The sequence below is a fragment of the Blautia sp. HCN-1074 genome (assembly GCF_037890165.1).
GTDB lineage: Bacteria > Bacillota > Clostridia > Lachnospirales > Lachnospiraceae > Blautia_A.
Genome location: NZ_JBBKBP010000001.1, coordinates 340,284 through 366,916, shown reverse-complemented (window position 1 = coordinate 366,916; position 26,633 = coordinate 340,284). Strand labels below are relative to the sequence as shown.

The window sequence follows — 26,633 nt, the reverse complement described above, 5'->3', positions numbered from 1 at the left end:
TAAAACTTATAAAGATGTCAGGATCAAAGATATTTTGTACCTGACAGGATATCCATAACTTGAACAGTTCAGAAAATAATGGGGGACAGATATGCTGATCAGAAATATATTAGAAGAAAGTGCACGTAAATTTGACGAAGTAAAAGCAGTAAAATGGCTCAATAAAAAGGAAATCATGGAAAGAAGCTATGGCGAACTGATGGAAAATGCAGTTGCCACCAGAAAAGGTCTTCTTGCAGAAGGCTTTGAGGGAAAGCACATTGCACTGATCGGAACCAGTTCTGTAGAGTGGATGGAAAGCTATCTGGGAATCATCACCGGATGTACCACAGCAGTACCTCTGGATGCCGCGCTTCCCTGTGAGGATCTGATCGACCTGCTTAACCGTTCCGATTCTGCCGCTCTTTTCTTAAGTCCGAAGCTTAGACCATATCTGGATGCATTTCTTGGAAATTGTCCGAAACTTCAGAAGGTGTGGATGCTTCAGGAAGAGGTAGAAGATGCACCGGCAAAGGTATATGGTATTAGTGAACTTCGAAATGCAGGAAAGAGCGCATCAGCAGATTCTGTCTGCCCGGATGCAGAGGATATTGCGACCATTATCTTCACTTCCGGAACAACAGGAAAGAGCAAGGGTGTTATGCTGACACAGAACAATCTGGCTTCCAATGTTGAAGCAGTAAAGATTACAGCAGAACCGGGAACTGCCATGCTCAGTGTGCTTCCAATCCATCACGCATTCTGTCTTGTTATGGACTGGCTGAAGGGATTCTCTCTGGGTGCAACTCTTTGCATCAATGATTCCCTGCTTCATATGGTAAGAAATATGAGTATTTTCAAACCGGATATTATGCTTATGGTTCCAATGATGATCGAGACGATTTATAAGAGACTGGCTGCTGCTGATCCGTCAATCCCGAAGGCAGTTCTGGCAGAAAAAGTATTTGGCGGAAAACTGAGCATTATCTTTACAGGCGGTGCACATCTGGATCCGTATTATATTGATCGTTTTGCAGAATATGGCGTTGAAGTGCTGGAAGGTTATGGAATGTCAGAATGTTCCCCTGTTATCAGCAATAACACACCGGAAAACCATAAAAAGGGTTCTATTGGAAAACCACTTGAAAATGTAGAAATCAGATTTGAAAACGGTGAGATTCTGGTAAAAGGAAGCAGTGTAATGAAGGGATATTATCAGATGCCTGATGAGACTGCAGAGACTTTAAAGGATGGCTGGCTGCATACCGGTGACAAGGGGTATATGGATGAAGACGGTTATCTGTTTATCAATGGACGTGTGAAGAACCTGATCATCTTGTCCAACGGTGAAAATGTATCTCCGGAGGAGATTGAGAATAAGCTGGCTCTGAATCCACTGGTGGGTGAAGTGATCGTGACAGGTGAGAACAATGGCCTGACAGCCCGCATCTATCCAGAGCAGGCCGTTGTGGAAGCGAAAGCATTGGATACAGAGGCAATTCAGACACAGCTTCAGGCATTTCTGGATGAATATAACAGAAATCAGCCAACCTATCGTCGCATTACAGGATTGGTTATCCGCAAAAATCCGTTTATCCGCAACACAACAAAGAAGATTAAGAGGCAGGATGTTCTGATTGATGAGCCTCTGGCGTAAATAAGACCGGGCAATGATTATGCTCCCTGAATTAGGATAAAAGCGGCAGCATACCGGATAAAAAAATTTCAGACAGAATATCAGCGATCACTTCCGGTGCAAGATTAAAATTATCCCGGCTCCATTTGTGGAGAACTCCGATAGTACTGCCGATGGCACAGGTGATCACATAGGAAACTTCTTCCTTTGTATGCCTGTCAGGCCTGGAATTAGATGTAGTCTCTGTGACATAATGATGGAGCATAGTCAGCATTTTTTCAAACAGATCATTGCCATGAGGTGTGCTTAAAAGACCGGACAGAAAAGGATTTTCCATAGTGTACCGGCACAGAGTCAGAAAATAGGAACTGCAGATATCCCGGTCATTTTTGGGCTGGAAGTTTTCCATCATGGAAAAAACGTCATGAATTGTTTTATCCTCAACTGCAGCGATCAGTGAAGGGACGTCCTGATAGTGATTATAAAAAGTACTTCTGGCAATACCTGCTGTTTTAGTGATGTCGGATACAGTAATCCTGTCAGGCTTCTTTTCTTTTACCAATTTGAAAAAAGCACCTAAAATGGCCTCGTCAGCCACGGAATATCTTTCATCGGGAATTATATTTTGCATAGTCGTCTCCTCCCGGGAGTCTGTAAGTAATACATAAAGTATACCACAAATCTGACGATAAAAAAATAAAATATTATCTGCTTTTAGGCATGTTCCATATAAAGATATTCAGGAGGTCATAAATGAGGAAAGGTAATGCATTACAGGTATTTTATGATGGAAAACTTGTAGGAACACTGGCTATGACAGCTGACCATAAAGCTGCGTTTCAATATAGTGAAGAATGGATTGAAAATGGTTTTCCGATCAGTCCGTTTTCACTTCCCCTTAAAAAGCAGGTTTTTGTACAGACAAAAGATTTTTTTGACGGATTATTTGGAGTATTTGCAGATAGTTTGCCGGATAATTGGAGGAGAAAAAATGACTATTAGAAAAGCAGAAGAAGAAGACATTCCAAGAATAATTGAACTGTTGGGACAGGTATTGCAGATTCATGCGGATATAAGACCTGATATTTTTATTCCTGGTACCACAAAATATACTGTAAGCGAATTGACAGAGCTATTAGGAAAAGAAGAAAAACCCATATATGTAGCAGTGAACGAGGAAGATGTTTGTGTAGGATATGCATTTTGCCAATTACAGGAACAGCCTTTTTCAACCAATATGGTACCGTTTAAGTCTCTTTTTATAGATGATCTATGTGTGGATCAGCAGGCACGAGGACAGCATATCGGTGAGCGTTTGTTTGAGTATGTAAAAAACGAAGCAAAGCGAATGGGCTGTTATGAAGTGACATTGAATGTATGGGCAGGAAATGTTTCGGCCGAAAAATTCTATGAAAAAATGGGTATGAAAACCAAAGAAAGACAGATGGAATATATCCTGGAATATTGATACGTTGTATAGTATATTTGAGAAGTTTATCTGCGAATTTATAGAGATATCCGATAGATGAATCCCATCAGTCAAACAGTAAATATTAAAAGAAAACGATGCAGATCAGGCACAAGTTATACTTCGGAAACTTGTGCCTGATTTTTACAGTATTATTTGGTCTACAGGTGCTTTTGTCCGAATATTTTTTTAGCGTTTATATAATTTGTGATCATGTCTGCTGTATTGGAAATATCAAGTTTTCCAAGTTTTTTGACCTCTTTTTCCAACTTCTTTCTGTCATAGAGTTCCAGTCCAAGTCTGGAAGCCAGTTCTTTTCCTATTTCATGTCCGCCGCTTCCGCACTGTCTTGCTATTGTAATAATCATATCCCATGCCTCCTGTGCGATGATATTGCATTTAACCGAATCAAGTAAGTCCCCTGCTTCAATTGCGAGAAGCAATAAGCAGTGGGGGGGACTTGCTTGTATCAGGAGGGGTACAAGCCCCTCCTGATAAACTGGGGAGCAGTTATTCGGTTATGAGCAAGTAGCGAAAGCGGATTGCAAATATCCGATTGACTTTGCTGTCAAAGTACTTTTTTGATATTATACTCAAAAAAATCGAAATGTATATGCCAAAATCTACTATAAATTGCCTTTGCAAATCTTGATATTCTGGTACTTATGGCGAATCGGTCTGACAAATATCCTGTCATAAATCTCTGATGGCCTGGAGTTTATCTCCCAAAGTTTCTTTCAAGAGGTGATAAGCGACTTCACCGGTACAATGCCCGCTGTAAAATACAGTATTCATTGTTGAAAGTTCATCGGCAGTATCTCTTATTTTCTGCAGATCATCCTCTGTATATTCCGGCTGGATCATATGAAATCCACTGATCACAACAGAAGGATCTGTGCTATATATTGCCCTGAAGGAATCCAGGATATTAAGTATACCATTGTGCGCACAGCCTGAGACAAGCATATATTTATCATTTTCTTTGATCACTACATACATCTCATGTGAAAAAATATCCTGGATATACTTACCATTCTTCAGTTCATGCAACCTTTGATTTCCCTTTGGCCAATTTCTTGCAGGATGCACATCTGTAAAAACAGACAGCTCCTCATCCAGGATGGTATTATTATTTATCAGATGTAAATATGGAAGGGTTAAGATTGCCTTATCGATTCCAATATATTTTTCGCTGTCTTCTTTTAAGGAATAATATTCCCCGCCTGCATTTGCATGCATATAAATATCGGCGGATGGATTTACTGATGCGAATTTCATCAATCCTCCGGAATGATCATAATGACCATGACTCAGAAAGACAGTATCTACCCTGGTGATATCAATTCCTTTTGCTCTGGCATTTGCCCAGGTTTTCCCGGATTGACCGGTATCCACAAGAATCTTATGTTTTGGGGTTTCGATATATATGGACAATCCATGCTCAGCTTCAAGCCCATTTCCGCATAGATTATCTTCCATAAGAGTTATGATTTTTATTCTGCTCATCACTTTTTATCACCTCTGTTAACAATGTGAAACTTATCAGATTTCCGAAAAATTAATCTCCAGATCATCGTATATATGTGCTTTTACAGTATCGAACAGCCCTTGTCATTCAGCTTATTGGTGTCACATTTTTTTAAACACAATTTATGGAATTGCTATAGTTCTGCTTTTTATTATAGCGCAAAATATACTGATTTTCCAGACAGTATAATGGGAATAAAAGTTTTGAGAAAATGCTGTCACAAGCGGAAGTCTGTAAAAGAATTACAACTGCCTGCAGCAGATGCAGTTATTACAGAAGGCAGATTATTAAACCGCGGAACAAAATAGGAAATCAGAGAATGGGTAAAATCCTTATAAATCATAGAGAATCAGAGGTATACATATGCGACCGCACGGAATATGGGAAAAGCAGTGACTAAAGTGAATTCGAATTCATTTTTGGGGGAAATAACGAATTAATTTATGTTAGAACTTGAAATCAAAATCAAACTTGTCTGTTTTCTTTTCTTCAAACTTTTTGAGAAATTCACTTTCACATTTATCAATCTCTTCCCTTAAGTATGCAAAGATCTTATCTACATCTTCTCTGGAATAATCAATGATTCTTTTTCGGTTTTATAGATTGCTGCCTTATGGTGGGCATATCAAGGTTTAACCGAAAGTTGGAGGAAAGGATCAGAGGAGAATTTCGGTGTGAACAAAAAAGAGATTGCAGAGATAAAAAAACAGTATAAGCCAGAATACAGCTGCCTGGAGAAAATTGCAGGATGCTATGTAGACAAAGATAAGAATAAGGTATTAAGCTTTAATGAGTCTCCTTTTGAGCTTTGGGTATAGCAGAAAAAGGGCGTGTGAAAAAACGAGAGTTTTTTCATGCGTCCTTTTGCTTATGGATGTAATAGTAGTTATATTATATAAAAAAGGGTATAGTTCCCCCTGCTGAGGTAGAGGCAGGATGACTTTGCTGTAATGCTGCGTCCATGGCTGATGATGTCATTTCCAAAGACGATGAATCCGCGGGAGGTATAATAATGTGCAAAAGGAGATTTTGGGATATTCCATGAAGGATACAACGAGAACATCTTATCTTTCCATGCTGATGAAAAAAGATAAGGATGGTAGAGATGCCTGCGGGACAAAAAGATACACAAAGTAATGGTATTTATTGATCGACCGGTGACGGAAAATGATATTTATGCGAAGTTGCTTTCTGATAAATTACCTGCAAATCTGGGGTATCTTTATGAGAATCTGGTCGCTCAAATGATTGCAGCGTCTGGAAGAGAACTGTACTATCATACTTGGGAAAAAAAAGGAAGTACACATTATTATGAGGTAGATTTCCTGGTTTCGGAAGGATGCAAAGTAAATGCATTTGAAATTAAGTCTTCCGGATCCGGAAAACATGAATCTATAAGAGAATTTTACAGTAAATTTTCTCAGAGTATTAGTAAGGCATATTTAATATCACAGAAAGATGTAGGAAAAGAAGAAAATTTATTGTTGAAACCGTTTTATCTCCTACCTTTTCTGGTAAAATGAGATAAAGAGATCAGGATTTCTAGAGAAAAACACCTGTCAAAGAATCTTTGCGCAGCTATATATGCAATGTAATGTGATGATTGCTTTACTTTGAACATTATTTTTGAGATACTAATATTCAAAGAATGATGAAAATATGAATATTATGCTATCAGAGAAAGGAACGTGATATTATGAATATAGGAAACCAGATATTGAACATTCGTAAAGAGAAGCAATTAACACAAGAGGAGTTTGGCAGATTATTTCATGTTACCCGACAAACTGTTTCGAATTGGGAAAATGAAAAAAGTTATCCAGATTTACAAATACTGATAGATATAAGCAATCAGTTTGAAATTTCTCTTGATACGTTGATAAAGGAGGATTCAAAGATGGTAAAGAAAATGGATAAAGAAAGAGTATTGGGAAAAATAAAAAAAGAAAAATCAATCATTGAATTTTTTACGGGTGCAGGCACTGGAATTATTGTAGCTTGCTTGCTTTCACCTGATTCCATACGTCGAACTGTAGCGATAATTGTTGGACTTGTAATGATTGGAATTGGTTGGTATAAAAAAACAAGGTATGATAATAAAGTTTTTAAATATATGGAAGAATTCGAAGAAGATTCATAATCAATAAAGCCGCTGTAGGATTGATTGATCCAATACCGGCTTTATTGATTTTTCAGAGGTTTTAAAGTGTCATCATCAGATATCTATGAAATCGCAAGAAAAAAGCAAGAATTCAGGCATGGTGTTTTTTATAGACAATGTTAAAATAGTGATATCTGCAATGGGAAAGGGGGCAGATTTTATGGCGAAAGCTATCCTGATGGATTGCTACATCAAAAAATACGCTTATAAAGAGATATCGCAAATATATAGGGAGATTGGAGCGCTACAAAAGAAAAAATAATCTGTGAGTGTTCTTGCTACAGTTCAGATTCTCCTGCAGACGCTCAGAGATGTAAATTGTATTCAGATTATATTTCTTTTTAGACATCTGTAAAACCCCTCGTTTGATACGATATGTTTTATTTTAGCATAAATTCTGTGCATCGCGAAGCGTGTTGCTGAGAACGGAGTGAACAGTAATGTCTGGGGCCTCAGGAAATGGAAGAAAATACGGCACAGTTTTTCTTTTGTTTTGCTGTGTACAGTGCCTTATCTGCTGTTTTTATAATTTCTTCATAGTTAATTTTATCATCAGGAATAAAGGTATATCCAACACTTTTTTTCACAGAGTAAGGGGGAATGGTACATTCCATAAAATGGTTTATAGTTTCCTCTAATAACTCTTTCTGTGAAAAAGGGCAAAGCACCATAAATTTATCTCCGCCAAAACGTCCGATCAGTGACGGTCTTGGGAAAAATTCTCTCAGCTGTTTTACTGTCTCCAAAAGAACCCTATCCCCTGTATCATGTCCAAAGTTGTCATTGATTGCCTTGAAATCATCCAGATCGATCATGATAAAAGCGTAGGATGGTCTGGGGTTTTTGTTCAGAAATTTTTGGCATAATTCTTTAAACCCATTTTTGTTGTAGCATCCGGTAAAGGTGTCTTTCATGTTTTTCTCTTTTTCCTTCAAAATAAGATCGTAAAGATTGCTTACATCAGACACAACACCAATTAAATACAATTTGTCCTCCCGTATATAGGGAGTAGCACATATACGGCACCAATGGTACTTGCCTGTTCCGCATTTCATTCGTGCATCGTAGACAGCCTGCTGTCCGTTCAAAACTTTTCCAAAAGCATCGGCTACAGTCCCGTGATCATCCGGATGGACAAAATAATCTGATACAGCTTTCATATATGCGTCCGGTGTCAGGGATGAAAACTCTTCCAAATCAGACAAAACCTTCTCTCCGGATACCTGATATATGGCTTCTGCATTTTCAAAGCGAATGTATCGCTGCTTTTTAACATCCACCTCAAACAGGCATAATCCGGCGCCCTTTAAAACTAAATTCAGATAGTCTTTATAATTAACTGAATGCACATTTATCACCTCCGCTTTTTGCTTTTATTGTACCAAGACGCTAGTGCGTTGGCTAGCCCTGAGTACGTGAAATTTCTACTTTTTTCATAAAAAATAGCAGTTTTTTAACCGAATCAAGTAAGCCCCCTGCGGAGGTTGCGAAGAGCAATAAGCAGTGGGTGGGACTTGCTTGTATCACTCAGGTAAGAATTAGGTGATGGAAGTATTTCACATAATAATGGAAGCATTTCACATAATAATAGTTACTTTGCGCATTTTGTGTTATAATTGAGATTAACAGGAAATGATAAATATCTGTAAAATGAATGTTTATCAGGAACTTACCGGAAGACATTTTAGTTAAGGCGTAATAAATTTCGGACTTTGTAAAATGCAAAAGGGAGATCAATGATATGAGAAAAAAAACAGTTCAAAAAAGCAGTACCAAAAGCAATACAAAAAGTAATACAAAAAGTAATACAAAGAGCAATACAAGAAACACCGTAAAAAGCAGTGTAAAAAGCAGTGCAAAAAACAGTCCTCAAAAAGCTGTTAAGACTGTTGCTCCAACAGTAGAGAATGTTTCTGTTAAGCAAACCACAATTATTCAGAAGCCATCTGTTGAACAGAATGAACAGAACATTCCAACGAAACAGCCTGATCTGGGACCGCGAAGAAGTGTAGCCTTCATTGGATCAGAATGTTATCCATTTGTTAAGACCGGTGGATTGGGAGATGTAATGTCTGCCCTGCCAAAGAGTCTGGCAAAATTAAACATTGATGTTAAGGTTATTCTTCCAAGATATAAATGTATTCCTCAGAAATTTCAGGAAAAGATGGAATACAGGGGTTCCTTTGATATGAATCTCTGCTCTGATGGAAAGCAGTATTATGTGGGAATTATGGAATATCAGGAGGACGGTGTTGTCTATGATTTTATAGATAATGATGAGTTCTTTTCCTGGGGAAATCCATATACGAATCTCATAGATGACATTCCGAAATTCTGTTATTTTGCAAAAGCTGCCCTTGCTGCCCTTAATTATCTGAATTGGACTCCTGATGTAGTACATTGTCATGACTGGCAGGCAGCTTTAGTACCACTTTATCTGAGAACCTGTTTCCAGGATACAGATGTAGGACGTGCAATTTCAGTACTCACAATACATAATCTGAAGTTTCAGGGTATTTATGACAGAAAAATGATTCAATACTGGTCAGGACTTCCGGATTATGTATTTAATAAGGACTGCATGATTCAGAACTGGCTGGATGCCAATATGTTAAAGGGTGGTATCGCTTACAGTAACAAAGTTACAACCGTAAGTAACACCTATGCCTGGGAGATTCAGACAGAGGAATATGGCGAGGGACTTGCAGAGCATTTAAGATATCACAACAATAAGATTCTGGGAATTGTGAATGGTATTGATACGGATATCTGGAATCCGGCAACTGATAAGCTGTTAGCTGCTGATTATGATGAGAAGTCAGCAATAAAGAATAAAAAGATTAATAAAAAAGCTCTTCAGGAATCTCTGGGGCTGGATGTAGATGAGCATAAGATGGTAATCGGACTTATTTCACGTCTCACCAACCAGAAAGGTCTTGATCTTGTAAATGACGTAATCCCGGGAATTATGGATGAACATACGCAGGTGGTTGTTCTTGGTACCGGTGATTCTCAGTATGAGAATACATTCCGTTATTATGAAAACAAATATAAGGGCAATTTCTGTGCATATATTGCTTACAATGAAAATGTGGCTCACAATATTTATGCAGGATGTGATGCGCTTCTGGTTCCATCAAGATTTGAACCATGTGGACTTACACAGCTTATAGCCATGAGATATGGTGCAGTTCCGATTGTAAGAGAGACCGGAGGACTTAAAGATACGGTTCAGCCTTATAATATGTTTGAGAATACAGGAAACGGTTTTACATTTGACAGATATGAAGGCGGGCTGCTTTACGACGCAATCAACAGAGCAAAGACTCTCTATTTCGAGAACAGGAAATCCTGGGATGATATGGTAATCCGCGATATGAATAAAGATGTTTCCTGGGAAAAGAGTGCAAAACAGTACAAAGATATGTATGTAGGATTAACACCAAGAGATTAGAACGTGTTTGAAAAATGCTTTACGCAAGATTTTTTGGAACAATATTAAAAATGAATAAATGCAAAGTAAGGTGTGAGTCATAGAAATATGGCTTGCGCCTTTTCTTTTGCTCTGAAAGGAGAGCGATTTTTGATTAAGTACAATACAATGGAGATTGTGATGTAACCGGATGGAAAGCTGATCGGACAGATTATCTTGATGGCATAACTGGAGAGGATGAAACACCTGCAGGATATTTTGTGGATGAAGCAGAAGCAGAAGAGTTTGATAAGGGTTTTATTTACAAAGAGAAACTCAAGCTCCCAGGACAACTTTTCTAAACGGAAATTAATCTTAGGATGGTGGGGAGATTTATAGCTAGAAATATATGTTTTATCATAATCTGTGCAATAAGATGGGTTAATTCTTCGATTTACATATTTTTTAAAGTGTTCTGGTATGGTATTATGGTACTTATAAAGAACCAATTATATCTGTTGGAGAGAGTGGTGAAAAGTTATGAAGCTATTGTTTAAACAAAGGTTGTTTTCATGGTTTGACAGTTATGATATCTATGATGAGGCAGGCAACACTGTTTATGTAGTAAAAAGTCAGTTGTCCTGGGGACATGAACTTGTAATATATGATGCCTATGGAAATGAAGCAGGAATGGTTGTTCAGAAAGTTCTTACCTTCCTTCCTAAATTTGAGATTTATAAAAACGGCAGTTATACAGGATGCCTGAGCAAAGAATTCTCATTTCTGACGCCACATTATAATATTGATTACAATGGATGGCAAATTGATGGAACCATTATGGAATGGGACTATAGCATTCTTGATCAAAGCGGATATTTAATTGCACGGGTCAATAAAGAACTGTTTCATATGACTGATACATATGTCATTGATGTACAGAACCCAGGAAATGCGTTGGATGCTCTGATGTTTGTACTTGCGATTGATGCAGAAAAATGTTCCAGAAATTAAAAAGTTGATCTTGTTGTCGAAGATATTCGGAGATGGGGAGGTAGTATGGGATTATTCAAAAAGAAAATCGTGAAAAAAACATATGACCGAGAACATATGAAACCAGTTATTCGTGTAAGTATATGTACTGGAGAAGAAGTGGCAGGCTTCAAAGACATACGGACCGGAAAAATCGAGGAAATCATGCTGATCAGATATCCAGAGGACTTAGAAAAATTCAAAGAGATATATGAGATAACAGAGGAAATTGCAAAAGAATATTAGACATTGGATAAGGAGGAGATGTTGTTATGAGAACTATAGGTAATATCCTTTGGTTTATATTTGGAGGATTACTGGGCGGACTGGCATGGATTTTTGCAGGTTGCATATGGTGTATTACAATTATTGGAATTCCGGTAGGTCTGCAATGCTTTAAATTTGCAACCTTGGCATTCTGGCCGTTTGGAAAAGAAATCGTATATGGAAATGGCATGTTTTCGTTTCTGGTAAATCTTATATGGATTATATTTTTTGGATGGGAAATGGCACTTGGAAACCTGATAGTGGGTTGTATTTGGTGCATTACGATAGTTGGAATTCCATTTGGAAAGCAGTTCTTCAAGATGGCAAGACTCTCTTTCATGCCATTTGGTGCGAGTGTGATAGGGTAGAATGTGTAAGGCCTTATTGATGAAAAATGAAATAATATTATTTACGGATGGTAATATTAATATTGAAGCTTCTGAAATATCGTTCCGCAGGTGTTAAGGAATACTGGATCATTTCACCAAGAGAGCGGGCTGTAGAAATCTATTATCTGGAAAATGGTAAATATGACTTGAAATACAGTTACATTCTTCAGGATGATCCAGAAGAAGAACATTATAATACAGATACAGTGGTGACACTGAAAGACTTTCCTAACATTTCTATGACACTGGCTGAAATGTTTGAGAATATAGAATGAGTATCATAATTTAATATGAGACAGTATGAAAGCCCTCGGGAGTTAATCCTAGGGGCTTTTGGTGTGAAATCTGGCAGATGCATTGAGACAGGCAGATCAAGAAGGTGTAGAGGATTTGCTGGATGACGGGGAAAAAGTAACTGCTCATTTTGTAGACAGTATCAGTTTTGAACAGTTGGATTCTTTCCTGAATCTGGAAGAACAGGTTCTTGGTGAACTGGCATATGAGGTGGAAGAACGACATTTTGCTATTCAGAGAACAGAAGAAGGATATGATTATTCCTTTTACGATGAAGATTTGTAAGAGAAGATAAAACCAGATAGTAATTGGGGCGTGGGAGAAATATCCTGCGTCCTTTTTTGCGTTTTCTTGCATCTTGGTTCATATATTATGCATTTTGGTAATGCTCATATAGACATATAGATAAATATACGATAAAACAAAATCAGATACATAAAATCTATAGCAATGTTGTTGCTTCTGCTGTTAAAAATTGTAGAGCAGGTTGAGAAAAAAGGAGAACAAAATGGGATCAGATATCATAAAAATAAGTCATCTAACCAAGAACTTCGGTGATGTAAAAGCTGTTAATGCGGGATATGTCGTAATCCTTGATAAAAGAAGCATAGAAAAGAATGAAAGGCGGTGAATTATATGAGTTCTTTGGACAAAATACAGAAATTTTCAAAATTTGGAAAAATACTTTGCAGTATTGTTTTTGTTTTTTGCGTGATAGGAATTATAGGAAGTGTTGTAGGAATTAAAAGAATATGTAAAGCATAAAGGCGATACGATTATGGGATATACACAGGATAATGCATGTGTTTCCATAAGAATAGAAGATATCCTATATTTTGAGACTGTGGATGGCAATGCTTTTGCGTATACGGCAGATGAATTATATAAGCTCAGCGTTGTATCAGGTTGAGGAAGATGTAAAGAGAAGTTATATATGCAGGGCATCAAAAACGATGCTTGTAAATATGGACAAAATCCAATTGGTCCGTGATAAAAACGCAATGTATATTTAACAATGTACTAGAGCTGGTAGGGCGCATAATGTCCGGGGGACATCAGCTTTGCGCGGACCGAAACAGAGTGTAGACGCCCAGCCGTCCTATGTAAATAGGGTAAGTAACCTGCCCCTCCGGGTTATCCATTCTTTGTTCAACAATTATTTTAGGAGGGATTTTTATGGACAAAGTAAGTGGAAAATTGACGGTATATTTTGAAGAACCATTTTGGGTAGGTGTATTTGAGCGTATCGAGGACGGTAAGCTGTCTGTAGCAAAGGTGACTTTTGGAGCAGAACCAAAAGATTATGAGGTGCAGCAGTATATTCAAAAATATTATGCGAGTTTGAAATTCAGTCCGGCTGTTGATACTGTTGTGAGGGATATAAAAAGAAATCCAAAAAGGATGCAGCGTGAAGCGAAAAGGCAAATGCAGGAAACAGGTATTGGAACAAAATCGCAGCAGGCATTGAAATTACAACAGGAACAAAACAAACAGGAACGCAAGATTAGAAGCAGAGAGAAAAAAGAAGCGGAAGAACAGCGAATGTTTGAGATGAAACAGCAAAAGAAACGAGAAAAGCACAGGGGGCGTTAGCATCTTGCTTTACTCGTTCAACTGGAATTTGTACATCGCTTGCGATATTCTATAATTAATACATATAAAGGAGATCAATTCATATGGAAAATATATTTGAGATCAATGAAAATTTAAGACAACAGTTACAGTTTATTTTAGAAATCGATAAAGAGAAAAATATATTAAGACAGACACATCTGTCCGGACACGGAAGACGCGAAAATGATTCGGAACATGCCTGGCACATGGCAATCATGGCTTATCTTTTAAAAGAGTATTCGAATGAACCTGTTGATATTACAAAAGTCATGCTCATGTGTCTCATCCATGACATTGTAGAAATCGATGCCGGCGATACTTACGCCTATGACACAGAAGCGCTCAAGACACAAAAAACAAGGGAAGACGCCGCCAAAGAACGTATCTTTTCTCTTCTCCCTGCCACACAGAAAGAAGAACTGATCTTACTCTTTGATGAATTTGAAGAAGCAAAAACTGCAGAATCCAAATTCGCTCACGCGATGGATAATCTGCAGCCTCTTCTTTTAAATAACAGTAATGGAGGAGCCGACTGGCGAGAACATAAAGTGCATGCCGATCAGGTTTATGGAAGACAGGTAAAGACCCGTCAAGGCTCCGAACGTCTCTATGAGGTCACTGACCAGATTCTTAAAGATAATATCCGCAAAGGAAATATTATCGAATAAGACGCTTACGTTTTCACTGCCCAGCGCATCTTTGTAGATCTTGCCCGTCCATTCTGTGCACATTCCTGCGCAGATGGGCGGATCACATCTTTGGAATAATCGGAATAAATTCCTTCTTTATATCCGGCTTTCAATGCTTTCTTCACCAGTTTATGGAGAAATATGCTGTTTGGATAGAGGAAAGAGAGGGCGAAGAAAATATGAAATATACTATAGACGAGAATTTGCTGTATTCGTGGTTAGCGATTATTGTACTTGCAGTATTTTATGCTATTTATTTTGTCAAGATGATATCGCAGAAGCGACATGGAATACAGACACATCAGATAGGAAGAGTGAAAGAAAAATCGGTACATAGAGTAGAAGTGTTGATGAGTATTGCAACTTTTTCCGCTCCTGTTATTCAGATAATGTCCATGATATTCGGGTGGAATCATATGCGTGCAAACGCAAGGTTTACCGGTTTTTGCATAGGCATGTTAGGTGATCTGATATTTCTGATTTCGGTTCTTTGTATGAAGGATAGCTGGAGAGCAGGAATACCTGATAAGGATAGAACAGAACTGGTCACATCCGGAATTTATCGTTATAGCCGGAATCCGGCATTTTTGGGTTTTGATTTTATGTATATAGGGCTGCTATTGATGTATTTTAATCTGCCAATGCTTACAGTATCTGCATTTGCTATCATCATGCTGCATTTGCAGATATTACAGGAGGAGCGGTATCTTACAGAAAACTATGGAGATTCATATAGAGAGTATCGGAAACATGTTTTTCGCTATCTGGGAAGGAGGCTCAGAAGCAGAGAGAAAAAGAAGCGACATAACAGCGGATATTTGAGGTGAAGAAGTGATTAGGAAATATGTTGATGGTGATATAGATGCAGTGATGCAAATATGGCTGAATACGAATATTCAGACACACAGTTTTATATCTTCGGATTATTGGCAGAGCAATTTTGATACAGTAAAAGAAATGATACCCCTTGCAAAAATATATGTATATGAAGATGATTGCACAAAGCAGATAGTCGGATTCATTGGAATGAACGATAACTACATTGAAGGCATTTTTGTGAAAAAAGCAGTACAATCAAAAGGAATCGGAAAGCAACTGTTAAATCACGCTAAAGAAGGTAAATCCACACTAAGATTAAGCGTTTATCAGAAGAATAAGAAGGCTATTCAATTTTATCTGCGAGAAGAATTTGTCATTCAATCCGAAAACACAGATAACAATACAGACGAAAAAGAATTCGTAATGGTATGGAATCGTTAAACTCCAGTTGTAGAGTGAGAAAAAAGAATTTGCGGAGGAAAAATGATGAACAGAACAATTCCAAAAATAGGCGCGGCGGTTGTCACAATAGCGGTCTTTCTATTTGCTGTATATATGCTCATTGATTTCTCATTTGGTTCATACCTCGTGTGTATGTTTTTGCCATTGGGATACATCATGATGGCAGTGTGATTTCAATATGAAAGTTGTGAGAATCGACGGGTTCCTGCAAATATTGGTGTTGCTATTGTCATTATCTATGCGGTGTTGATTCTTTTAATGTATTTCGCACAGACAACGAGTGTCCGATTGGAGAACTTGAATGAACAAGCTATTCGAATATTGGATTATCAGCGAGGTGGTCTGCTGTTCAATTATGATTTGCTGGGTTATGGAATGATGGCTCTCTCCACATTTTTCATCGGCCTTTCTATGAATCCGACTTCAAAAGCGGACAAGTGGCTGAAATACTTGATGATGGTACATGGTGTTTTCTTTATCAGCTGTCCGGTATATGCCGACAGCTCCGTATGAATTGCCATATGATGGAGCAAAGAGGATGCTGTTGGTAGAGGAAGTGGATAATAGGATTGTTTGATGCTATGTATGCGGAGTTACCAGCACCAAAACAGAAAAGGGGAGCATGCCTACATCTGGAAGTAAGATAGAAATAGCAGATAGGATTGCACATTCTCTTGATACAGTACAAAATGACGGAGAGATTATTATTAACAGCAGCATTTTTAAACTTTAAGAATAAGTAGGAAGGAAATCCATGAAATATATAAGAGTGACGAAAGAAAATATAGAAAAAGAGCATATTTGCTGTGCGATTTCAAGCAACAAGGATATACAGGTAATATCAAAGAAAAACTGGCTGAAAGAGCGATTTGATGATGGATTGGTATTTCTCAAGAGTATAGAGCGTGGAAAATGCTTTATCGAGTATATTCCGGCAGAAAATGCATGGAATCCAATCATAGCAGAGGGTTATATGTATATTGACTGTCTGTGGGTGGCTGGTTCTTTCAAAGGCAATGGTTATTCGACTGATTTACTGAATGCCTGTATAGAAGACAGCAAAGCGAAGGGGAAAAAGGGAATCTGTATCCTGTCAGCCGTTAGGAAAAAGCCTTTTCTGGCAGACCCGAAGTTCCTGAAATATAAGGGCTTTACAGTCTGTGATGAAGCAGATAATGGTATTCAGCTCTGGTATCTGCCTTTTTCTTTGGATGCGGCTAAGCCTGAATTTAAGAAGGGTGCGAAGCATCCACACATTGAGCAGACAGACTATGTACTGTACTATACCAATCAATGTCCGTTTAATGCAAAATATGTTCCGGTGCTTCTTGAAGTTGCCAGGGAAAGAGAGGTTCCGTTTCAGGCAACCAGACTGGAAACGAAAGAAGAAGCACAGAATGCTCCGACACCGGTTACAACCTATGCATTATTTTATAACGGAGAATATGTCACGAATGAGCAGATGAATGATAAAAGATTTATAAAGCTTCTGGATGGGATGAAAAATAAATGAGCAAATTCGAACTCTACTCTCCGTAGGTTGAGGATATTCATACGCTGAGATAGAATGGTGTCATGGAGGTTATGAACATGAATCAGTATGTAACAGGTGCAGTCATAAAGAGACTGCGTGAGGAAAAAAACATGACACAACAGCAACTGGCAGATAAATTGTCAGTCAGTGCAAAGACAATTTCCAAATGGGAAACAGCGAAAGGATATCCGGATATCACACTATTAGAATCCATTGCCAATGCATTATCGGTGTCGGTGACAGAGCTTATTTCCGGCAATACAATAGTTAATTCCAATGTATCAGCCAATATGCTGCGTTCACATTTTTATGTGTGTCCGGTGTGTGGAAATATCGTTCACAGCATGGGAGAAACAGTAATTCAGTGTCATGGATTGCAGCTACAGCAGGAAGAAGCTGAGGAGACAGACGAACATCATAAAATCTTCGTAGAACAGGTGGAAGATGAATATTATGTGCAGATTGAGCACGATATGACAAAGCAGCATTATATTTCGTTTATCGCGGCTGTTTCTACAGACAGGATACAGATGGTGAAGCTGTATCCACAGGGCAGTGCAGAGGCGAGATTTAAAATGAATGGTGTGAAGAAAATCTATTTATACTGCAATCGGAGTGGACTGTTTTATCTGGATGTAGTGAAAGGGATTGATGACCGAAGGAACGGATATGATAATACTGAAGAAAGAAGACAGTTAGAGTCAGCGGCAAAAATACTATTTGGGTAATACGAGGGGGATTGGAATGGACAATATGACAGCAAAGGTAAGCTGTTTTGCAAGGGCTTATCATTATAAAAATAACAGCATTCGCATTTTTACAGATGATATTGCGGAAAAACTGCTTGGAGAGGATTCCCATCAGATAGCAAAGAGTATGTCTGATGGGATAGACTTTTTCTACCCTGGATTTGAAGGGACGAGGGAGGAAGGGTTAAGACTCATTCTGGACAGACAATTATCACCATCTGTTTTAGATAAGCATGGCTTCAAAATAGAAGAACATTTGGATGAGAATGATATGACCTACAGATATTTCAGGGAATATAATCAGGCAAATCCAATGCATCAGATGAATGCTCCGGTAGGAGTAGGGTATGTATATGCTGTAAAAAGATAAGGCAGCACAAATTCAGAAGTATTATTGTAATTGCATCTCTATAATGGGATATTGTAAAGGAGAGCTGCAATTATGAATATCAAACAAATTAAGAACAACAAGTTGAAAACAATACTACAGTTTTCAATTCCAAGCATTATAGCAATGCTGTTACAGACTGTGATAACGATTACAGATGGCTATTTTACAGGAAATTATGTGGGAGACAATGCACTGGCAGCAATCAATCTTGGACTACCAATCCTATATGTTTATCTGGGAGCAGGACTTTGTGTAGGTGTGGGTGGCTCTGTTATCAGTGGACGGCTCTTAGGAGCAAAAAAAAGACAAAAAGCGTCTGAGGTATTTGCACAGACAATGGTTACAGCGGTCGTAATTGGTGTTATCCTATCACTGGCAGTATTTGTGCTGTTTACACCGATACTTGGATTCTTAAGAGCAGATGGTGAATTATCAGGTTATTTTACAGACTATTACAGGATTATGTTGTTTACCTATCCTCTTATGGTGCTGGGAACGATACTTGGAATGTTTATCCGGGTGAATGGAAAACCACAGTTATGTATGCTGGTGAGTATCGCCGGATGTATATTAAATGTAGTATTGGATTATATGTTTGTCGCAAGGATGGAACTGGGAGTGAAAGGAAGTGCAATAGGTTCTCTGCTGGTGCAGTTGGTAACGGTGTTGGTACAGCTTATGTTTTTCTTTCTGCCGGATACTATCATCAGATTCAGATGTTTTGTCTTTGACAGAGCAATCGGTAAAGAGATGATTCTGAATGGATCTTCTGAATTTATCGGGGAGATGGCAAGTGCAATCTCTATGTTCGCATTTAACTATGTACTGATGAAGTATGTGGGAGCAGACGGAGTAGCAGCCTTCACAATTCTGGGGTTTGTTGTATATGGATACAGTATGGTTTGTATTGGATTTGGACAGGGAATCTCACCGATTGTAAGCATCTGCTGGGGTGCCAAAGAAAAAGAGACAGCCACTAAGATCCGCAGTATAACAAACCGGATTTTGCTGGCAATCGGAACATTGACTGCACTTAGCTTTTTTATAGCAGGAAAAAGATATGCTGAAATATTTGGCTGCAGTAACAGTATTGCAGATATGGTAGCAACCGGTTTTCGCATCTATGCAATTACATTTCTTGCTATGGGATATGATGTGACAGGCTCCATGTATTTTACAAGCTGTGGCGATGCAAAATCATCTGCGATTATTTCATCACTGCGGGGAATCGTGCTATTGCTGGCATTTATACTGATATTTCCGGCAATCTTTGGAATGAATGGAGTGTGGATGGCATCTCCTTGTGCGGAAATACTGACGGCAATCGTCACATTTGTATTGATTCGCAGGCAGGTGAGAAAGAACAAAGAGGAAGAAAATGGAAGATAAAGAGAGCATTACCATAAGAAAAGCTGTGATCAATCAGGCAATCAATTATATTTTTGAGCATATTGATGAGGATATTATGGTTGAGGATGTGGCAAAATACTGTTCCTATTCCAAATATCATCTGACACGGATGTTTAAAGAAGATACAGATGAAGCTCTTTATCAGTTTATCAAAAGAGTACGCTTAGAGCGTAGTGCATGGCATCTGAAGGTGGAGAAGGAAAGAAGTATTACGGAGATAGGTGAGACTTATGGTTATTCTTCGTCTAATTTTGCTACCGCATTTAAAAAACATCTGGATATTTCTCCGGCAGATTACCGCAGGAGCAGCGAACAGATGGTGGAGGACAGTTCTTTTTCCCATGGTATGACACTGGACGATCTGGATGATGCCGGAAGTAAAATTACGGTAGAATATCTTGCACCTTTTACAGTGTTATATGAGCGTAAAAAAGGAAATTATCATAATCTGCCGGATGAATGGTGTGATTTCATTGAGAAGTATAAGTATTTTTCAACAGAAGATACGCTATATATAGAATGTACGATTGATGATCCATCCATCACAGATGAGAATTGCTGTATGTATGAATTATGCCAGACAGTTATGCCAGACGATCAAAAGTTAAAAGAACATCCTGAAGTTCTGCTTCATGATTTTGAGGGTGGTAAATATGCAGTTTATCATTTTAAGGGAATACCGCAGCTTCTGTTTATGGTATATCAGGAGATATTTTGTAGATGGCTGTCACGGACCGGAAATGAGCTGGATGAACGTCCAATCATAGATATTTACCGGAAAGTAGAGGAAAGTGGGTATATGGAAATAGATATCTGTTTCCCATTAAAGACAAAACAGTCATAAACAAAGTTATGTAAAAATGTGTAGAGATATCTGACTTGACAAATAAACGACCGTTTACTATAATTAAAATGTAAACGGTCGTTTATTTTGCGGAACAGGAGATTTGTGTATGTCAAAAACTACAAAGGAAGATATATTGATTGTTGCATTACATTTATTTGCGAGAGATGGATATGAAGCAGTTTCTGTCAGTCAGATTGCGGGTGAGCTTGGTATGACAAAAGGTGCATTGTATAGGCATTATGAGAGTAAGAGAGCTATTTTTGACTATATCGTAAAAAGGATGGAGCAGGGAGATGGCGAACAGGCAGAGGAATATGATATGCCTGCTGATAAAAAGGAAAATGAACCTGAACAGTATGAAGAGATTTCTGCGGACAATTTCATGGAATACAGTAAATCTATGTTTTCGTATTGGACAGAAAATGATTTTGCATCGTCATTTCGAAAGATGCTTACATTAGAGCAGTTTCGGAATGAGGAGATGCAGGCATTGTATCAGCAGTATCTTGTGTCTGGCCCGGTAGAATATGTGAAGGATTTATTCAAGAGCATGGGTGTTGTGGAGACAGATAAAAAAGCAACCATGTTTTATTCCATCATGTTTTTCTATTATAGTCTGTATGATGGAGCAAAGGATAAAAAAAGGATAAAAGAGCAGTTTGAAAAAACTATTAGTTGCATTATATAAAGAAATGGAGAAAAAGAAAATGAAGGAAAATATTATCATTCGATTGGAAAGAGAAAATGAACACCATGAGGTAGAAAATCTGGTAAGGGAGAGTTTCTGGAATGTGTATCGACCAGGCTGTCTGGAGCATTATGTACTCCATCAGCTTCGCAATGATCCGGCATTTGTTCCAGAGTTGGATTTTGTCATGACATTAGATGGACAGTTGATTGGACAGAACATGTTTATGAAGGCTGTGATTGCAGCCGATGATGGCAGAAGTATTCCCATTATGACTATGGGACCGATCTGTATTGCACCGGAGCTTAAAAGGAAGGGGTATGGAAAGATTTTACTAGATTATTCTTTAGAAAAAGCAAAAGAGCTTGGATGCGGAGCAGTATGCTTTGAAGGAAATATTGATTTTTATGGAAAAAGCGGATTTAAACAGGCAAGTGAATTTGGTATTCGTTACCATGGATTGCCAGAAGGGGAGGATGCTTTCTTTTTCTTATGTAAAGAACTGATTCCAGGTTATCTGAATGGCATAACAGGTGAATATGCAACACCAGCAGGGTATCTGGTAAATGAAAAGGAAGCAGAGGCATTTGATAGAGAGTTCCCGTATATGGAGAAGAAAAAACTTCCGGGACAGATTTTTGAATGATGAAAAGCAGGAGGTAAATTTAGATGAAAGTAATGGAAAAAGGCTGAAAAAAGGTGGAAAGCCGAGTCCTGATAATGATATTCAATTGATGGTTTATTCCATACGGGAATAAATCTTCATCAAATCTTTATTTTTTTCTGTTAGGTTATATTTCAGTAAGAAATGAAATATAGAAGGAAGGATAGTAAAGATGGAAATGATGTTGCAGACACAAAATCTATGTAAATGCTTTAAAAAGCAGAAAGCGGTAAATAATATTTCACTTAATATAGATAAGGGACAGATTTATGGACTGCTTGGACCGAATGGTGCTGGTAAATCTACCACATTGAAAATGCTGACTGGTATGATGAAACCAACTGCAGGCAAGATTTACTTTGATGGAATAACATGGAATAGGAAAGATTTATCAAAAATAGGAGCGTTAATTGAGAATCCGCCTATTTATGAAAATCTTTCCGCCAGAGAGAATTTGAAGGTAAGACAATTATTGCTTGGTACAGATGAAAACAGAATTGATGAGGTCTTGCAGATTGTATCACTTACAAACACTGGAAAGAAGAAAGCAGGGCAGTTTTCTTTGGGAATGAAGCAAAGACTAGGCATTGCAATGGCATTGCTTGGAGAACCGGAACTTTTGATATTGGATGAACCTACGAATGGATTAGATCCAATAGGCATCGAGGAATTACGAGAGCTGATTCGGTCTTTTCCGGAACAGGGAATCACTGTAATTCTCTCTAGTCATATTCTCTCGGAGGTACAGTTACTTGCAGATAAAGTCGGGATTATTTCAGGTGGAATCTTAGGATACGAAGGAGCATTAAAGCAGGGAGATAATCTTGAAGATTTGTTTATGAATGTGGTAAGAAAAAACCAGAAAGCAGGTGAAATCCATGGTTAATATTATAAAAGCAGAACATCAAAAAGCCAAAAGAACCATGCGAAAAAAGTTTATCTGGGGATTTCCTCTTCTTACATTTGTCATGGCATTTATATTTACTCTTGGGATGACAAATGCTTATGCAGAAAGTGTTTGGAACTGGTGGTATACACTTTTGCTGCCGGGGATGATTGCTCTATTTTGTTATCTTTCTGTGGCGCAGGAGAAAAAGATAAAATACTATCATTTAACGACTATTCCCACAGACAGAAGAAAATTGTTGCTGGGGAAAATTATTTATATTGGGTGCATGATTCTGTTTTCCAATGTGATTGTGTTTGCAGGCGCATCGATTGGAGGCTTTCTTCTGACGACACATGTTCCGGTGGGAGGAGCGTTGATTGCAGTATTGTTTCTGACTGTTTCTGAGCTATGGGAGATTCCGGTAGCTTTATTTTTAAGTGAACGCTTTGGAATGATTGTAAACCTGATTGTCTGCTTGTTTATTACCGTCAGCGGTGTAGTGATATCACAAACCAGAATCTGGTATGTACTTGTCTCTGCAATTCCTATGAGGATGATGTGCCCGCTGCTTCATATTTTACCGAATGGTCTTGCCGCGGAAACTGGAAATCCTTTTTTGAATACGGGAGTCATTGCTCCGGGGATCTGCCTCTCAATGATCTGGTTTGTTCTTGTAACAGTTTTGCTTTTGAAATGGTTTGAGGGAAGAGAGGTGAAGTAAGATGCTTGGAAGGTTTCTGAATGCAGATTTACGGAAGATGAAAGGAACCTCTGTGATTCTGGCACACTTACTGATTCCGATTATAATCAGCGTTGTATTTTTAATGTACTACTCTTTTTCACTATGGGATGACAATATGAAAATAATCGCATTTTATCAGGCAATAGGAGCAGGACTTCCAGTACTTGTTGGAATTTTTACAGCAAGTGTGATGGAACAGGAACAAAACGCAGGTAACTTTCAGAATATGTTATCCTTATCGAAAAAAGGGGTGACATTTATATCGAAGCTGATGCTGTTACTGATGCTTTGTCTTGGCTCTGTCTTATTGACTGCTTTGATATTTGGAACTGGATTTGGAATGATATCAGCAAGTGGTAGCTGGAGTAACAGCAATATTGAAATTGTAAAAAAATGTGTTGTTGCAGCATTGCTGCTGTGGGGAAGCAGTGTCCCACTTTATCTGTGGCAGCTGATTCTGGCTTTTCAGTTTGGAAAAGGGGTATCCATTGGAGCAGGGATTATATCAGGACTAATCAGTGCATTGATGCTTACCGGACTTGGAGATTATGTGTGGAAATATGTATTTGTCTGCTGGACGGGTAGAGTACCATATACTTATCTGCAATCTGTATTGGGAGAAACTAGTGTAGGTGAATGGTTGTCATTCATACCAGGTTGCTTAATATTTACAGGGATTAGTATGGTATACTATTTTTGGTGGGTAAACCACTGGGAAGGAAACAGAATATCGGAATAGAATCGAGGGAAACTATGGCAAAAATACTGGCAGTTGATGATGAACCGGCAATCCTGGAAATGATAGAAAACATTTTGGCTAAGGATGGACATCTGGTTACCAAAGTAAGTAATCCGCTGAAACTTAATATGGAAGAATTACATCGTTATGACCTGATTTTACTTGACATTATGATGCCTGGAATGGACGGCTTTGAATTATGCAAAAGAATCAGGACACTTGTGGATTGTCCGATTTTGTTTCTTACGGCAAAAACGGAGGAAAAAAGTCTGGTGAACGGACTTTCGTTGGGAGCAGATGATTATATTTCAAAGCCATTTGGAGTGATGGAACTTCGGGCAAGAATCAATGCACATCTTAGAAGAGAGCACAGGGAACATTCTGTCCGGATGGTTTTGGGGAGGGTCTGTATTCAAATATCTCAAAAGAAACTAGTGGTTGATGATAAGGAACTTCCTCTTACGAAAGCGGAGTACGAAATTTGTGAATTCCTGGCTAAAAACAGGGGACAGGTTTTCTCAAAGGAACAGATATTAGAAGCGGTCTTTGGTTTTGACAGTGAGAGTAATGACAGTACCATTATTACACATATCAAAAATATAAGATCGAAATTTGCGGAGTATAATTATACACCGATAAAAACAGTCTGGGGGATTGGATATAAATGGGAAGAGTAAAGAGAAGCAATGCACTCAGCAGGATTTTTATGAGATATGTACTTGTCATGCTTGGATCATTAGTCGGTTTGGTGATTGTTGCTTATCTGCTACTTTACCTTTTGATCAGTGTGGGCTGCATTTATCCGGCGAATTATGCAGAGCAAAAGATTAATGAAGCATATGATACGATTTTGCATGCAGATAAAGTGACTGCTGAGATGATTCCTGCACTTTGTAATTATGTCATTTTTTCAGAGAAGGGAGAGGAAATAGGTGGAAATCTTCCAGAACAATACGAACAGATAGCATGGAATGTTGCAAAGTATGGAACCGCATCCGGGAAATATTTTTATAAAGTAATTTCAAGGGAAAATGAATATGTTGTTTTGCAATATCGCCTGACACCTCAGTATCATTCGGCTTTTTTGAGGGAGCATTTTATAGGACCTCAGAATGTGATGAGTATTATGGCTGTGATTGGAGCGATAGCGATTATCATCATTCCGTCCATATGTTTTGGAAAAAGAATCAAAAAGCAGATGCAGCCTGTGTTAGATGCCATCGATCAAATAAAGAATCAGAACCTGGAGTATGAGACATCTGGTTCCGGTATCAAAGAGTTTGATGATTGTTTATCGGCAATCGATGATATGCGAGATGCATTGCGGGAATCCTTAGAAAAGCAATGGAAAACAGAGCAGGAAAAGAACCAGCAGATGTCTGCTTTGGCGCATGATATTAAAACACCTCTTACGATTGTAAGGGGAAATGCAGAACTACTTTCAGAGACTGAACTGACCACGGAACAGAAAAATAATATTACCTATGTTTTAAACGGTACAACACAGATACAAAGTTATGTCCAGCAGTTGATAGATGTCACAAAATCATGGAATTGCAGTGATGTTACCTATACAACGGTGATGTTAGAAGATTTTTTTACAGATATAAAGGAGCAGGCACTTGGGCTGGCAGAAATCTATCACCAGAAAATAGATTGGAAGGCAAAGCAAAGTGATAAAAAGGTAATGATTGTCTATGATCAAATGTTTCGGGCAGTAATGAATGTGATTCAGAATGCAGTGGAGCATACAAAAGAAAATGGAATCATTTATATTGGTGCAAAGGAGCATGATGGTCGGCTGACATTCATTGTGGAGGATAGTGGATCAGGATTTACAAAAGAAGCATTATTGCATGGCACAGAGCAGTTTTTTATGGATGACACAAGTAGAAATGGAGAAGCCCATTATGGGATTGGGCTATTTTTTGCAAAAACTGTGGCTGAAAAATATGGCGGAGGGATTAAACTTTCAAATTCTGAAAATACAGGTGGGGCGAAGGTAGAGATATTTTTCCTGAGTAGTCAGGAAACACGCTAAATAGAACGCAATTAAGCTATGTAAAAGAAATTTTACATGCTTTTATCTAATATGTAAAAGCCTTTTGATAGACATTACTACTACGTTTGCTGTAATCTCATAGAAGAAAGGGGGCATACAGAATTATGATAGCTGATAAAATTAAAAATGCTCGTACTATAAAAAACTTACACAGGAACAGGTTGCTGAAGA

General features: G+C 38.2%; 36 protein-coding genes and 2 pseudogenes. 33 read left to right on the top strand and 5 right to left on the bottom strand.

Annotated features, from left to right (window positions below; all coding sequences use genetic code 11):
• The first annotated feature begins 91 nt into the window (after positions 1–91).
• Complete coding sequence (locus WKT11_RS01830) at positions 92–1,636, top strand: AMP-binding protein (protein ID WP_118419996.1); 1,545 nt, start codon at positions 92–94, stop codon at positions 1,634–1,636.
• Between the two features lie 31 nt (positions 1,637–1,667).
• Here WKT11_RS01830 and WKT11_RS01825 read toward each other — a convergent pair whose 3' ends face one another.
• On the bottom strand, positions 1,668–2,246 hold the full coding sequence (locus tag WKT11_RS01825; RefSeq protein WP_118419995.1) for a TetR/AcrR family transcriptional regulator: 579 nt from the start codon (positions 2,244–2,246) through the stop codon (positions 1,668–1,670).
• Between the two features lie 122 nt (positions 2,247–2,368).
• On the opposite strand from WKT11_RS01825, the gene WKT11_RS01820 reads away from it, so the two are divergent.
• On the top strand, positions 2,369–2,617 hold the full coding sequence (locus WKT11_RS01820) for a HipA N-terminal domain-containing protein (RefSeq protein WP_330489884.1): 249 nt from the start codon (positions 2,369–2,371) through the stop codon (positions 2,615–2,617).
• Positions 2,607–3,083, top strand: coding sequence for a GNAT family N-acetyltransferase (locus tag WKT11_RS01815; protein WP_118247160.1), 477 nt, complete (start codon positions 2,607–2,609; stop codon positions 3,081–3,083). Before WKT11_RS01820 ends, WKT11_RS01815 begins: the two co-directional genes overlap by 11 nt.
• A 161-nt stretch (positions 3,084–3,244) precedes the next feature.
• Here WKT11_RS01815 and WKT11_RS01810 read toward each other — a convergent pair whose 3' ends face one another.
• Complete coding sequence (locus tag WKT11_RS01810) at positions 3,245–3,451, bottom strand: cytidylate kinase family protein (RefSeq protein ID WP_340282062.1); 207 nt, start codon at positions 3,449–3,451, stop codon at positions 3,245–3,247.
• A 325-nt stretch (positions 3,452–3,776) separates the two neighbouring features.
• Positions 3,777–4,589 (bottom strand): MBL fold metallo-hydrolase, encoded by an 813-nt coding sequence (locus tag WKT11_RS01805; RefSeq protein ID WP_340282060.1) that lies wholly within the window; start codon positions 4,587–4,589, stop codon positions 3,777–3,779.
• Positions 4,590–5,285: 696 nt separating this feature from the next.
• Between WKT11_RS01805 and WKT11_RS01800 the strand changes: the two genes are divergently transcribed.
• The 5 genes from WKT11_RS01800 (at position 5,286) to WKT11_RS01780 (ending at position 7,034) form a co-directional block, all read left to right on the top strand.
• Positions 5,286–5,429: a DUF4317 family protein gene (locus WKT11_RS01800; protein ID WP_340282058.1), complete on the top strand. Its 144-nt coding sequence runs from the start codon at positions 5,286–5,288 to the stop codon at positions 5,427–5,429.
• A 196-nt stretch (positions 5,430–5,625) separates the two neighbouring features.
• The gene (locus WKT11_RS01795) at positions 5,626–5,748 is read left to right on the top strand and encodes a hypothetical protein (protein ID WP_340282056.1); all 123 of its coding nucleotides are present in this window, start codon (positions 5,626–5,628) and stop codon (positions 5,746–5,748) included.
• A complete protein-coding gene (locus WKT11_RS01790) occupies positions 5,748–6,134 on the top strand; it encodes a DUF4143 domain-containing protein (protein ID WP_340282054.1) in 387 nt (128 codons plus the stop codon). The genes WKT11_RS01795 and WKT11_RS01790 overlap by 1 nt, the downstream gene beginning before the upstream one ends.
• A 173-nt stretch (positions 6,135–6,307) precedes the next feature.
• Positions 6,308–6,751: a helix-turn-helix domain-containing protein gene (locus WKT11_RS01785; RefSeq protein WP_340282052.1), complete on the top strand. Its 444-nt coding sequence runs from the start codon at positions 6,308–6,310 to the stop codon at positions 6,749–6,751.
• Positions 6,752–6,836: 85 nt separating this feature from the next.
• Complete coding sequence (locus WKT11_RS01780) at positions 6,837–7,034, top strand: hypothetical protein (protein ID WP_340282050.1); 198 nt, start codon at positions 6,837–6,839, stop codon at positions 7,032–7,034.
• A 190-nt stretch (positions 7,035–7,224) separates the two neighbouring features.
• Here the strand turns inward: WKT11_RS01780 and WKT11_RS01775 are convergent, their stop codons facing one another.
• Complete coding sequence (locus WKT11_RS01775; RefSeq protein ID WP_340282048.1) at positions 7,225–8,121, bottom strand: sensor domain-containing diguanylate cyclase; 897 nt, start codon at positions 8,119–8,121, stop codon at positions 7,225–7,227.
• Positions 8,122–8,513: 392 nt separating this feature from the next.
• Here WKT11_RS01775 and WKT11_RS01770 point away from each other — a divergent pair, with 392 nt between their 5' ends.
• From WKT11_RS01770 to WKT11_RS01725, 10 genes and pseudogenes are all read left to right on the top strand, one after another.
• A complete protein-coding gene (locus WKT11_RS01770; protein ID WP_340282046.1) occupies positions 8,514–10,226 on the top strand; it encodes a glycogen/starch synthase in 1,713 nt (570 codons plus the stop codon).
• A 498-nt stretch (positions 10,227–10,724) separates the two neighbouring features.
• Positions 10,725–11,195 carry an LURP-one-related/scramblase family protein gene (locus tag WKT11_RS01765; RefSeq protein ID WP_340282044.1) on the top strand — a complete coding sequence of 157 codons (471 nt, stop codon included), beginning with the start codon at positions 10,725–10,727 and terminating at the stop codon, positions 11,193–11,195.
• Between the two features lie 45 nt (positions 11,196–11,240).
• Positions 11,241–11,459, top strand: coding sequence for an aspartate dehydrogenase (locus WKT11_RS01760; RefSeq protein ID WP_340282042.1), 219 nt, complete (start codon positions 11,241–11,243; stop codon positions 11,457–11,459).
• 26 nt (positions 11,460–11,485) lie between these two features.
• A complete protein-coding gene (locus WKT11_RS01755; protein ID WP_059086556.1) occupies positions 11,486–11,848 on the top strand; it encodes a YccF domain-containing protein in 363 nt (120 codons plus the stop codon).
• Between the two features lie 47 nt (positions 11,849–11,895).
• Positions 11,896–12,144 (top strand): Uma2 family endonuclease, encoded by a 249-nt coding sequence (locus tag WKT11_RS01750; RefSeq protein ID WP_340282036.1) that lies wholly within the window; start codon positions 11,896–11,898, stop codon positions 12,142–12,144.
• A 115-nt stretch (positions 12,145–12,259) separates the two neighbouring features.
• Positions 12,260–12,442 (top strand): annotated as a pseudogene (locus tag WKT11_RS01745) (LPD16 domain-containing protein); the annotation flags it as partial.
• A 229-nt stretch (positions 12,443–12,671) separates the two neighbouring features.
• Positions 12,672–12,794, top strand: coding sequence for a hypothetical protein (locus tag WKT11_RS01740; RefSeq protein ID WP_340282034.1), 123 nt, complete (start codon positions 12,672–12,674; stop codon positions 12,792–12,794).
• A gap of 147 nt (positions 12,795–12,941) precedes the next feature.
• Entirely contained in the window at positions 12,942–13,073 is a 132-nt protein-coding gene (locus WKT11_RS01735) for a hypothetical protein (protein ID WP_340282032.1), read from the top strand.
• Between the two features lie 266 nt (positions 13,074–13,339).
• Positions 13,340–13,756, top strand: coding sequence for a YjdF family protein (locus tag WKT11_RS01730; protein WP_340282030.1), 417 nt, complete (start codon positions 13,340–13,342; stop codon positions 13,754–13,756).
• Positions 13,757–13,839: 83 nt separating this feature from the next.
• Positions 13,840–14,445, top strand: coding sequence for an HD domain-containing protein (locus tag WKT11_RS01725; protein WP_340282028.1), 606 nt, complete (start codon positions 13,840–13,842; stop codon positions 14,443–14,445).
• A 5-nt stretch (positions 14,446–14,450) separates the two neighbouring features.
• Here the strand turns inward: WKT11_RS01725 and WKT11_RS01720 are convergent.
• Positions 14,451–14,597: pseudogene (locus WKT11_RS01720) on the bottom strand (16S rRNA (cytosine(1402)-N(4))-methyltransferase RsmH); the annotation flags it as partial.
• Positions 14,598–14,645: 48 nt separating this feature from the next.
• Here WKT11_RS01720 and WKT11_RS01715 point away from each other — a divergent pair.
• The 15 genes from WKT11_RS01715 to WKT11_RS01645 all read left to right on the top strand — a co-directional run bounded on the left by WKT11_RS01715 (position 14,646) and on the right by WKT11_RS01645 (position 26,441).
• Entirely contained in the window at positions 14,646–15,293 is a 648-nt protein-coding gene (locus WKT11_RS01715; RefSeq protein WP_340282026.1) for a methyltransferase family protein, read from the top strand.
• Positions 15,294–15,297: 4 nt separating this feature from the next.
• Positions 15,298–15,726 carry a GNAT family N-acetyltransferase gene (locus WKT11_RS01710; RefSeq protein WP_340282024.1) on the top strand — a complete coding sequence of 143 codons (429 nt, stop codon included), beginning with the start codon at positions 15,298–15,300 and terminating at the stop codon, positions 15,724–15,726.
• Positions 15,727–16,044: 318 nt separating this feature from the next.
• Positions 16,045–16,260, top strand: coding sequence for a hypothetical protein (locus WKT11_RS19925; RefSeq protein WP_445291922.1), 216 nt, complete (start codon positions 16,045–16,047; stop codon positions 16,258–16,260).
• 241 nt (positions 16,261–16,501) lie between these two features.
• On the top strand, positions 16,502–17,260 hold the full coding sequence (locus tag WKT11_RS01700; RefSeq protein WP_340282022.1) for an N-acetyltransferase: 759 nt from the start codon (positions 16,502–16,504) through the stop codon (positions 17,258–17,260).
• A gap of 77 nt (positions 17,261–17,337) precedes the next feature.
• Positions 17,338–18,009 (top strand): helix-turn-helix domain-containing protein, encoded by a 672-nt coding sequence (locus WKT11_RS01695; RefSeq protein WP_340282020.1) that lies wholly within the window; start codon positions 17,338–17,340, stop codon positions 18,007–18,009.
• Positions 18,010–18,025: 16 nt separating this feature from the next.
• The gene (locus tag WKT11_RS01690; protein WP_340282018.1) at positions 18,026–18,400 is read left to right on the top strand and encodes a hypothetical protein; all 375 of its coding nucleotides are present in this window, start codon (positions 18,026–18,028) and stop codon (positions 18,398–18,400) included.
• A gap of 72 nt (positions 18,401–18,472) precedes the next feature.
• Complete coding sequence (locus WKT11_RS01685) at positions 18,473–19,810, top strand: MATE family efflux transporter (protein ID WP_340282016.1); 1,338 nt, start codon at positions 18,473–18,475, stop codon at positions 19,808–19,810.
• On the top strand, positions 19,800–20,675 hold the full coding sequence (locus tag WKT11_RS01680; RefSeq protein ID WP_340282014.1) for an AraC family transcriptional regulator: 876 nt from the start codon (positions 19,800–19,802) through the stop codon (positions 20,673–20,675). The genes WKT11_RS01685 and WKT11_RS01680 overlap by 11 nt, the downstream gene beginning before the upstream one ends.
• Before the next feature lie 109 nt (positions 20,676–20,784).
• Positions 20,785–21,366, top strand: coding sequence for a TetR/AcrR family transcriptional regulator (locus WKT11_RS01675; RefSeq protein WP_340282012.1), 582 nt, complete (start codon positions 20,785–20,787; stop codon positions 21,364–21,366).
• A complete protein-coding gene (locus tag WKT11_RS01670; protein ID WP_340282010.1) occupies positions 21,338–22,012 on the top strand; it encodes a GNAT family N-acetyltransferase in 675 nt (224 codons plus the stop codon). The genes WKT11_RS01675 and WKT11_RS01670 overlap by 29 nt, the downstream gene beginning before the upstream one ends.
• A gap of 190 nt (positions 22,013–22,202) precedes the next feature.
• On the top strand, positions 22,203–22,916 hold the full coding sequence (locus WKT11_RS01665; protein ID WP_340282008.1) for a lantibiotic protection ABC transporter ATP-binding protein: 714 nt from the start codon (positions 22,203–22,205) through the stop codon (positions 22,914–22,916).
• A complete protein-coding gene (locus WKT11_RS01660) occupies positions 22,909–23,640 on the top strand; it encodes a lantibiotic immunity ABC transporter MutE/EpiE family permease subunit (RefSeq protein ID WP_340282006.1) in 732 nt (243 codons plus the stop codon). Before WKT11_RS01665 ends, WKT11_RS01660 begins: the two co-directional genes overlap by 8 nt.
• A 1-nt stretch (position 23,641) precedes the next feature.
• The gene (locus tag WKT11_RS01655) at positions 23,642–24,400 is read left to right on the top strand and encodes a lantibiotic immunity ABC transporter MutG family permease subunit (protein WP_340282004.1); all 759 of its coding nucleotides are present in this window, start codon (positions 23,642–23,644) and stop codon (positions 24,398–24,400) included.
• Positions 24,401–24,414: 14 nt separating this feature from the next.
• Complete coding sequence (locus WKT11_RS01650; RefSeq protein WP_340282002.1) at positions 24,415–25,077, top strand: response regulator transcription factor; 663 nt, start codon at positions 24,415–24,417, stop codon at positions 25,075–25,077.
• Positions 25,065–26,441, top strand: coding sequence for a sensor histidine kinase (locus WKT11_RS01645; protein WP_118591737.1), 1,377 nt, complete (start codon positions 25,065–25,067; stop codon positions 26,439–26,441). The genes WKT11_RS01650 and WKT11_RS01645 overlap by 13 nt, the downstream gene beginning before the upstream one ends.
• Positions 26,442–26,633 lie beyond the last annotated feature (192 nt).

Coding starts and splice junctions, on each gene's coding strand:
- WKT11_RS01735 (WP_340282032.1), top strand. CDS start 12,942: ATGGGATATACACAGGATAATGCATGTGTTTCCATAAGAATAGAAGAT.
- WKT11_RS01740 (WP_340282034.1), top strand. CDS start 12,672: ATGGGATCAGATATCATAAAAATAAGTCATCTAACCAAGAACTTCGGT.
- WKT11_RS01685 (WP_340282016.1), top strand. CDS start 18,473: ATGAATATCAAACAAATTAAGAACAACAAGTTGAAAACAATACTACAG.
- WKT11_RS01770 (WP_340282046.1), top strand. CDS start 8,514: ATGAGAAAAAAAACAGTTCAAAAAAGCAGTACCAAAAGCAATACAAAA.
- WKT11_RS01715 (WP_340282026.1), top strand. CDS start 14,646: ATGAAATATACTATAGACGAGAATTTGCTGTATTCGTGGTTAGCGATT.
- WKT11_RS01760 (WP_340282042.1), top strand. CDS start 11,241: ATGGGATTATTCAAAAAGAAAATCGTGAAAAAAACATATGACCGAGAA.
- WKT11_RS01790 (WP_340282054.1), top strand. CDS start 5,748: ATGGTATTTATTGATCGACCGGTGACGGAAAATGATATTTATGCGAAG.
- WKT11_RS01650 (WP_340282002.1), top strand. CDS start 24,415: ATGGCAAAAATACTGGCAGTTGATGATGAACCGGCAATCCTGGAAATG.
- WKT11_RS01765 (WP_340282044.1), top strand. CDS start 10,725: ATGAAGCTATTGTTTAAACAAAGGTTGTTTTCATGGTTTGACAGTTAT.
- WKT11_RS01825 (WP_118419995.1), bottom strand. CDS start 2,246: ATGCAAAATATAATTCCCGATGAAAGATATTCCGTGGCTGACGAGGCC.
- WKT11_RS01665 (WP_340282008.1), top strand. CDS start 22,203: ATGGAAATGATGTTGCAGACACAAAATCTATGTAAATGCTTTAAAAAG.
- WKT11_RS01725 (WP_340282028.1), top strand. CDS start 13,840: ATGGAAAATATATTTGAGATCAATGAAAATTTAAGACAACAGTTACAG.
- WKT11_RS01695 (WP_340282020.1), top strand. CDS start 17,338: ATGAATCAGTATGTAACAGGTGCAGTCATAAAGAGACTGCGTGAGGAA.
- WKT11_RS01785 (WP_340282052.1), top strand. CDS start 6,308: ATGAATATAGGAAACCAGATATTGAACATTCGTAAAGAGAAGCAATTA.
- WKT11_RS01730 (WP_340282030.1), top strand. CDS start 13,340: ATGGACAAAGTAAGTGGAAAATTGACGGTATATTTTGAAGAACCATTT.
- WKT11_RS01655 (WP_340282004.1), top strand. CDS start 23,642: ATGCTTGGAAGGTTTCTGAATGCAGATTTACGGAAGATGAAAGGAACC.
- WKT11_RS01680 (WP_340282014.1), top strand. CDS start 19,800: ATGGAAGATAAAGAGAGCATTACCATAAGAAAAGCTGTGATCAATCAG.
- WKT11_RS01700 (WP_340282022.1), top strand. CDS start 16,502: ATGAAATATATAAGAGTGACGAAAGAAAATATAGAAAAAGAGCATATT.
- WKT11_RS01750 (WP_340282036.1), top strand. CDS start 11,896: ATGGTAATATTAATATTGAAGCTTCTGAAATATCGTTCCGCAGGTGTT.
- WKT11_RS01820 (WP_330489884.1), top strand. CDS start 2,369: ATGAGGAAAGGTAATGCATTACAGGTATTTTATGATGGAAAACTTGTA.
- WKT11_RS01755 (WP_059086556.1), top strand. CDS start 11,486: ATGAGAACTATAGGTAATATCCTTTGGTTTATATTTGGAGGATTACTG.
- WKT11_RS01780 (WP_340282050.1), top strand. CDS start 6,837: ATGAAATCGCAAGAAAAAAGCAAGAATTCAGGCATGGTGTTTTTTATA.
- WKT11_RS01675 (WP_340282012.1), top strand. CDS start 20,785: ATGTCAAAAACTACAAAGGAAGATATATTGATTGTTGCATTACATTTA.
- WKT11_RS01815 (WP_118247160.1), top strand. CDS start 2,607: ATGACTATTAGAAAAGCAGAAGAAGAAGACATTCCAAGAATAATTGAA.
- WKT11_RS01645 (WP_118591737.1), top strand. CDS start 25,065: ATGGGAAGAGTAAAGAGAAGCAATGCACTCAGCAGGATTTTTATGAGA.
- WKT11_RS01810 (WP_340282062.1), bottom strand. CDS start 3,451: ATGATTATTACAATAGCAAGACAGTGCGGAAGCGGCGGACATGAAATA.
- WKT11_RS01690 (WP_340282018.1), top strand. CDS start 18,026: ATGGACAATATGACAGCAAAGGTAAGCTGTTTTGCAAGGGCTTATCAT.
- WKT11_RS01660 (WP_340282006.1), top strand. CDS start 22,909: ATGGTTAATATTATAAAAGCAGAACATCAAAAAGCCAAAAGAACCATG.
- WKT11_RS01830 (WP_118419996.1), top strand. CDS start 92: ATGCTGATCAGAAATATATTAGAAGAAAGTGCACGTAAATTTGACGAA.
- WKT11_RS01805 (WP_340282060.1), bottom strand. CDS start 4,589: ATGAGCAGAATAAAAATCATAACTCTTATGGAAGATAATCTATGCGGA.